This is a genomic window from Pseudoalteromonas rhizosphaerae (assembly GCF_902498845.1).
Taxonomy (GTDB): domain Bacteria; phylum Pseudomonadota; class Gammaproteobacteria; order Enterobacterales; family Alteromonadaceae; genus Pseudoalteromonas; species Pseudoalteromonas rhizosphaerae.
The window spans coordinates 1-226 of record NZ_CABVLM010000081.1 but is presented as its reverse complement, the minus strand read 5'-3'; the positions used below and the strand labels follow the sequence as shown (position 1 = coordinate 226).

1 rRNA gene is annotated in these 226 nt (G+C 50.0%); it reads right to left on the bottom strand.

The window, feature by feature from the left end:
* Nucleotides 1–226, bottom strand: a 23S ribosomal RNA gene (locus PSR9079_RS23555); the annotation flags it as partial.

The following is a 226-nucleotide window of genomic DNA, read 5'->3' as shown; positions in this document are numbered from 1 at the left end:
TCTACCTGACCACCTGTGTCGGTTTGGGGTACGATTCGGTATAATCTGAAGCTTAGAGGCTTTTCCTGGAAGTATGGCATCAGCAACTTCATCACCTTGGTGACTCGTCTCGTGTCTCAGCCTAACAGCAACCCGGATTTACCTAAGTCACTAGCCTACTCACTTTCACATGGACTACCAACGCCATGCTTGCTTAGCCTGCTCCGTCCCCCCATCGCAATTATAC